We start from the raw sequence: 6,197 nt of genomic DNA, 5'->3' as shown, positions 1-6,197 counted from the left end.
GGCTTCGTCCATGTCGACGTCAAGTACCTGCCCCAGATGCCCGATGAAGACCGCCGAAAATACCTCTTCGCGGCGATCGACCGTGTCACCCGCTGGGTCTATGTCGAGATCCTTGATGACAAGTCGGCGGCCTCGGCCAGTGGCTTTCTCGAGCGCCTGATCGCCAAGGCGCCATTCACCCTCACCAAGATCCTCACCGACAACGGCAAGGAGTTCACCGACCGTTTCTGCGCCACGGGCGAGCGCTCGCCAACGGGACAGCATCGCTTCGATCAGGTCTGCGCCCAGCACTTCATCGAGCATCGCCTGACCAAACCCAGAACCCCACAGACCAATGGCATGGTCGAGCGTTTCAATGGGCGCATCGCCGAGGTGCTGGCCACGACACGCTTCGATTCGTCCCAGAGTCTGGAGCAGACCATCACCCGCTACGTCCAGGTCTACAACCAGCACATTCCGCAAAAAGCACTCGGGCACATCGCCCCGATTCAAGCCCTCAAGGATTGGGCTGAGAAGCGCCCCGAACTATTCAAAAAGCGCGTATATAATCTTAGGGGACTTGACATGTAATGATCAATAATTCTTTGAGAATGCTGGCAGAGGCTTTATCAAGAGACGGCATTGCAACATTGAGGTATGACAAAAGAGGAATCGGGAGAAGTCAGGAAGCCGGTAAAAAGGAAGAGGAATTACGATTCGAGCATTGCATTTCAGATGCGAAAGCTTGGGTTGAATTACTTAATAATGATGGCAGGTTTGATGAGGTGATAATAATCGGGCACAGCGAAGGGTCATTGATTGGGATGGTTGCAGCTCAAGAGGGTGGCATTGATAAATTCATTTCAATTGCAGGTCCTGGGCGTTCGGTAGATAAAGTCTTGATGGAGCAGCTCAAGTCCCAGCCACCTGAGATATTGGATATCGCATTGCCAATTATTGATAAGCTCAGGCAAGGGGAAGTCGTTGATGATGTTGATCCGCTATTGTTTTCTTTGTTCAGGCCCAGTGTTCAGCCATACTTGATCTCTTGGTTTAAATATGACCCAGCCAAAGAGGTGGCCAAGATAAGAGTTCCTGTATTAATTATCCAAGGGACTACTGATCTTCAGGTAAGCGAAGAAGATGCCAAGATACTTTCTGAAGCTAATCCGAAAGCGGAAATCAAGATTATCAGGGGAATGAACCATATCTTCAAAGAAGCTGGTTTGAATCGGATAAATAATTTCGAAACTTATAATCAACCAGGGTTGCAGATAAAGCAGGAGCTGGTCGAAGTAATCACTGGTTTTGTCAAGAAAGAGAAAGTCAATTATAATAAATAAATTTGACTCTGATGCAAATTTCGCTGCGCTCCATTTTGCCGGTTGTTTGCAGTGTTATGTAGTAATTGGCTTTTCAGTCTTAAGCCTCTTGCGTGTCATTTGATAACAGCTCGATCTAAGGAGTGCTCGTGAATCGCAGTGCTGAACTTGATATAGATATTGGGAATGAACATATAGTGATTCAGCGTCGCTATGAGGCTTTAGGTGCATTTAATGATTTTTTGATAGCTGTCTGGTTTTTGATTGGTAGTTTTTTCTTTTTGAGCAATTCGCTTGTTGAGAGTGGTACTTGGCTTTTTATAGCGGGAAGTGCGCAGTTAATCATTAGGCCGGTAATCAAATTGACGAGCCTGATTCATGTTGGAAGGGTGCTCGAAAAACAACATAAAAAACGCATCAATTAGTCGGGCGACTCTTCGCCGTAGCCGAGAAAGGCTATGGTGAACTCGCCGTCCGGATAGTCTTTCTGGCGCAGGAGATTTATGCCGAGCACCTGGGTGTAGACATCGATCGAATGCTGCAGGTTGCCGACGCGCAGCATGGTGCGTAGGCGTCTCATGTGAAATCACTGCCTGTGGTGGTTGGAAGACGGGTCGGTGGGTAGAGCCGTCTGTCTGCTGCTCCACGACCGAGGGCATGGCCGTGCGGATGGCTGGCTGGAGGTCAGGAACGAGGAGCCTTATCGCCTCACGATGCCTTCGGCGAGGATGAAAGGCTGGACTCTAGAGTGCCGACGCCGAGAGTGAAATCCAGTCAGCTTGACGAACCAAGCTGACCCTATTTCTCCGGGTCCGAATTCGGGGGGGGCGCCGCTTCGAGCGGTCGTGTTGGTCGTAGCGGAGAAGGGACGTCGATGAGATTGGATAGAGGGCTTCGAGCGGCCTTTTGTCGAGCTCAGGACTGGAGGCTTCGTTTCAATTCAATGGGACTTCAGCCGCATGTCGCGGATTCGACCGCGGCCGATGCGGCTGAAGTTGCGCCTAGACAAGCGCGTGCTCGAACTGGGCGCGGTAGCTCAGGTCGCGGGCGCAGTTGTCGAGGCAGGCGCGTTGCAGTCTCTGCTTGCTGCCGGCGTCCAGACAATGCAGATCGGCCGCGCCGATGCGTCCTTCTTCGATCAGTTGCTGGACCAGATCGAGCGTGATCTCGACACGCAAGGACTCTGGGCTGGATGCTTGGGCAGTGCCTTGTGGGCCGATCGGGGCAGGCCAGTCGCTGGGGTCTATGTACATTGTTCGATCCTCTCCGGGGCATTCTGAAATTCCTGACTAAAATGGTAGTATTTTTCTCGCCGATTGCAAGACTCTTTTCAAACCAGGGTTTTCGCATGCACCATTCGTTCGGCAACCTGTTCACCGGCCTGGATTTTCCTGCGGAAGGCGAGGTTTTCGAGGATCTACTGCGCCATGGCCGGCTGCAGATCGAGCGCATCCTCAGCAGCGAGGATCCCGGCGGCGAGCTCTACGATCAGCCGCAGGACGAGTGGGTCTGTCTGCTGCAGGGTGAGGCGCGTCTCTGGATCGACGGCGAGACGGTGAGGCTCCAGGCCGGCGATTATCGCTTCATTCCGGCCCATACGCCGCACCGGGTGCTCGAAACCTCGGGTGAGCCGCCCTGTCTCTGGCTGGCGGTGCATCTGCATCCGGATGGGGGCGCGGCACCGGTCGATACACCTGGGGCCTGATCGTCCGTGAGTTGCGCATTCATTCGCACTGCAAGCTGCGCGTGTCTGAGATGCGAATGAATTCGCACCTACACCGGGTCGCGCTGCCAGATCAGGGTGAGGTTGTTGGCCGGCATGGGGTGCTCGGCGACGAGGCTCAATCCCGCGTTCCGTGCCATGGTCTGGAGATCCGCCAGGTCGCGTACGCCCATTCGCGGGTTCTGGGTCTTCAGCCAGCCATCGAAGCGGCGGTTGCTGTCGCTGGTGAAGGTGCCGTTGCGATTGAATGGACCGTAGAGCGCGAATGGGCCGCCGGGCGTCAGTACGCGGCCTACGCCTTGAAACATGGCCTCGACCGCCTCGATCGGCATGATGTGCGAGGTGTTGGCGCTGAAGACGGCATCGAAGGGGCCGTCCGGCCAGTTCCGGGTGACGTCGAGCGCGATGGGTGCGATCAGATTGGGCAGATTCGCCTCGTCGAGCCAGGCATGAATGCCGGGCAGGTTCTCGGTGACCTCGCTGGTCTGCCAGGTCAGATGCGGCATGGCTGCGGCGAAGCAAACCGCGTGCTGGCCGGTGCCGCTGCCGATTTCGAGCAGATGGCGTGCCGTCTCGAACAGGGGGCGGATGACGTCGAGGATGGGCGCCTTGTTTTCGTCGCAGGAAGGGGCGTAGGGCTTTTCTCGTGCTTGCATGTCGGGATCCTGGGGGCGGGCGGATGGTCTGATGGGCGATTTCGACACACCCGGACCGCTGGAGTTCGGTTGCGTTCGACCTCGCGGGCCGGTCTGTCGCTTTCTGGGTTGCACTGTGTTTCACCCAGGCTACGGATCTCCGGTCCTGGTGTGTGCTGTTTCACTCTCGAAGGGTAGTCATCGATGGGTAAGGATCAAAATCGCTCGAAATCCGGTTCTGTGCGAGGGCGTCGTCTGCGCGGTTGGGCCATCAACATTCTGATTCTGGTGGTGGTCTTTTCGGCCGTTCAATGGTGGAAGTCCAGGCCGTTGGCGACTGGCGAGGCGCCGCAACTGGTGGGGCTCGCGCTCGATGGCAGCCGCTTCGATCTGCGCGATCTGCGCGGCGAGCCAGTGCTGGTGCATTTCTGGGGGACCTGGTGTCCGGTGTGTCGGGCGATGGACGGGGCCATCGATGCTGTCGCCAAAGATCATCGGGTCATTAGCGTTGCACTCCAGTCGGGCGATTGGATGGAGGTGCAGCAGTACATGAACAAGGCCGATATCGCCTTTCCGACCATCACCGATCCCGAGGGCGAGATCGGTGTCCGCTGGGGTGTCTCTGGCGTACCGGCGACCTTCATCGTCAATGCCGATGGCAAAATCGCCGACACGACCATGGGGCTGAGCAGCTCCTGGGGGCTGCGTTTGCGGCTCTGGCTGTTCGGTCGCAGCAGCTGATGTGCGATGCGGACACCGAGGCGTCCGCATCGTCTCCGTCAGTGCTGTCTTGGGCCGGAGGTCGTAGCTGGGGTGCCTTCGCCGAGCTGATGACCGTCGAGCGCGCTCGGCGTGCCGTAGAGGTCGTAGTGCCCGCCGTGATAGCGCTGCGCGGTTTCGGCCAGATCGCCGGTGAAGCGCGGATCCTGCGGACGTTCATGGCTGTTGATGAAGGCTGAGAGATCCCAGGCATCCTGATCGGTTAGCTTGATGCTTCCGCCCAGCGGCATGTTGTGGCGGATGAAGGCGGCCGCCGTGTCGAGGGCGTGCATCCCGGCGCCCCAGTTGTAGGATTTGGGTCCCCAGAGCGGCGGGAAGACCGAGACGTCATCCTTTTTTGCGCCAGCGCCCTGTTCTCCATGACAGATGGCGCAGTTCTGCCGATAGAGCGCTTCACCGCGTTTGGCGTCATAGCCGTCGGCGGGTTCTTGGATATCCGCGAAGCCGCGTCCCGGAATGCTTCGATCGCCGGTCGGTGCGCCGGTCGCGAGCCAGTAGACGTAGCTGAGCAGGGCGACGATCGTTTTGGAGTCGGCGTCTGGCGGTGTGCCGCTGACCGAATCCTGGGCGTTCATCGAATAGCTGAAGCAGCCCTGGAGGCGGCTGGTGAGCGTATCGACGCGGTTGCTCTTGGCACGATAGGCGGGGTAGGAGACCCAGGCCGCCCACATGGGAGCGGAACTGGCCAGGCGTCCGGTGTCCAGGTGGCAGTTGCGGCAGGTTAGCCCATTGCCGACGTGCGGCGCGGATTGCGGGTGTGTGTCGGTCTGGGTGAAGATCGCCTCGCCGAGCGCGACCATCTCACCGAACGGACCTTCGGGTCGATCGTGACGCGACGGCGGTTTGAAATAGCCCTGGGTGTCGGGTGTGCGGCCGGCCGGAATGTCGTCCTGATTCGGGATACGCTCGGACTGGAGGCCGGCTGAGGTTGGGCTCGGGGCGGGCAATGATTCGTGCGTTGCGCCGGGCGATGCTCCGTCAGGCACGTCCAAGGCGATTCCCTCTGGGGTGGATGCCACAGGTTGCGCGGCGAAATAGGCCGCGACGGAGCGCATCTCATCCTCGCTCAACCGAGAGGCAACGTGCTTCATCATGCCGAGCGGGTCGCCCGAGCGTGTGCCCTGTGTCCAGGCCGTCAACTGATTGAGCAGATAGCTGTATGGCTGACCGGCCAGTGCGGGAAAGGTTGCTCCAACACCCTGTCCACCCGGGCCGTGGCACTGGACGCAGCCAGGCAGCATACGGTTGGGCCAGTCGCCGAACAGGGCGAGGTCGGCTCCGATGGCGGGATTGGGGACGGGGTGGGGTGTCGTCTGGCCGACGGGCGAGAGCGCGGCGTAGTAGTCGCTTACCGCGACCCGTTCGGTCGGGGTGAGCTGTTTCGCCCAGGGGCCCATCAGGGGGTTGTCGCGTCGCCCGTCGCGAAAGTTCTCGATCTGGCGTTGCAGATAGAGGGTGCTCTGACCCGCGAGCCGGGCCGCGCCGATGGCCTCGTTGCCGTTACCCTTCGGTCCGTGGCACGAAGCGCATGCCGGGATGCCGCGGTTCGGATCGCCTTGCGTGGCAAGCCGTTGTCCAAGCGGGAGTTCGGCCTGTGCCGGTATGGAGCAACAGACAACGACGGGCAGCATGAGACGTTTCAGTTGATTCATTGGGGCATTGTATCCGGTGATCGATGGAACTATATGGGGTCGGTGATTCCATCCATGGATCTTCGATCCCCGACGTCGAGGGGCGTGGTGTTGGGATGCGAGAGCG

The 6,197-nt window shown here is 58.6% G+C and carries 9 protein-coding genes; 5 read left to right on the top strand and 4 right to left on the bottom strand.

The genetic code is table 11. The annotated features are described in order from the left end of the window. The 3 genes from THIDRDRAFT_RS19555 to THIDRDRAFT_RS24880 all read left to right on the top strand — a co-directional run. On the top strand, positions 1-570 hold a 570-nt coding region (locus tag THIDRDRAFT_RS19555; RefSeq protein ID WP_007042642.1), incomplete at its 5' end, for a DDE-type integrase/transposase/recombinase. Next, positions 570-1,322, top strand: coding sequence for an alpha/beta hydrolase (locus THIDRDRAFT_RS19550; RefSeq protein ID WP_007042641.1), 753 nt, complete (start codon positions 570-572; stop codon positions 1,320-1,322). The genes THIDRDRAFT_RS19555 and THIDRDRAFT_RS19550, both read left to right, overlap by 1 nt. Before the next feature lie 128 nt (positions 1,323-1,450). After that, positions 1,451-1,726, top strand: a complete 276-nt coding sequence (locus tag THIDRDRAFT_RS24880; RefSeq protein WP_083827532.1) for a YrhK family protein — start codon at positions 1,451-1,453, stop codon at positions 1,724-1,726. Here THIDRDRAFT_RS24880 and THIDRDRAFT_RS19545 read toward each other — a convergent pair. Further along, positions 1,723-1,881 carry a VOC family protein gene (locus tag THIDRDRAFT_RS19545; protein ID WP_007042640.1) on the bottom strand — a complete coding sequence of 53 codons (159 nt, stop codon included), beginning with the start codon at positions 1,879-1,881 and terminating at the stop codon, positions 1,723-1,725. The two genes, THIDRDRAFT_RS24880 and THIDRDRAFT_RS19545, sit on opposite strands and share 4 nt — an antisense overlap. A 421-nt stretch (positions 1,882-2,302) precedes the next feature. Continuing rightward, a complete protein-coding gene (locus THIDRDRAFT_RS19540) occupies positions 2,303-2,554 on the bottom strand; it encodes a hypothetical protein (protein ID WP_007042639.1) in 252 nt (83 codons plus the stop codon). 95 nt (positions 2,555-2,649) lie between these two features. Between THIDRDRAFT_RS19540 and THIDRDRAFT_RS19535 the strand changes: the two genes are divergently transcribed. Continuing rightward, positions 2,650-3,006, top strand: a complete 357-nt coding sequence (locus tag THIDRDRAFT_RS19535; protein WP_007042638.1) for a cupin domain-containing protein — start codon at positions 2,650-2,652, stop codon at positions 3,004-3,006. 68 nt (positions 3,007-3,074) lie between these two features. Here THIDRDRAFT_RS19535 and THIDRDRAFT_RS19530 read toward each other — a convergent pair whose 3' ends face one another. After that, positions 3,075-3,680 (bottom strand): DUF938 domain-containing protein, encoded by a 606-nt coding sequence (locus tag THIDRDRAFT_RS19530; protein WP_007042637.1) that lies wholly within the window; start codon positions 3,678-3,680, stop codon positions 3,075-3,077. Between the two features lie 183 nt (positions 3,681-3,863). On the opposite strand from THIDRDRAFT_RS19530, the gene THIDRDRAFT_RS19525 reads away from it, so the two are divergent. Beyond that, positions 3,864-4,400 (top strand): protein disulfide oxidoreductase, encoded by a 537-nt coding sequence (locus THIDRDRAFT_RS19525; RefSeq protein ID WP_007042636.1) that lies wholly within the window; start codon positions 3,864-3,866, stop codon positions 4,398-4,400. 38 nt (positions 4,401-4,438) lie between these two features. Here THIDRDRAFT_RS19525 and THIDRDRAFT_RS19520 read toward each other — a convergent pair whose 3' ends face one another. Continuing rightward, positions 4,439-6,091: a c-type cytochrome gene (locus THIDRDRAFT_RS19520; protein WP_007042635.1), complete on the bottom strand. Its 1,653-nt coding sequence runs from the start codon at positions 6,089-6,091 to the stop codon at positions 4,439-4,441. Between the last annotated feature and the right edge of the window lie 106 nt (positions 6,092-6,197).

It is taken from the genome of Thiorhodococcus drewsii AZ1 (assembly GCF_000224065.1).
Classification (GTDB): Bacteria; Pseudomonadota; Gammaproteobacteria; order Chromatiales; family Chromatiaceae; genus Imhoffiella; species Imhoffiella drewsii.
Note: the sequence above shows the minus strand (reverse complement) of the source record. Positions and strands in the feature narration are given on the sequence as shown.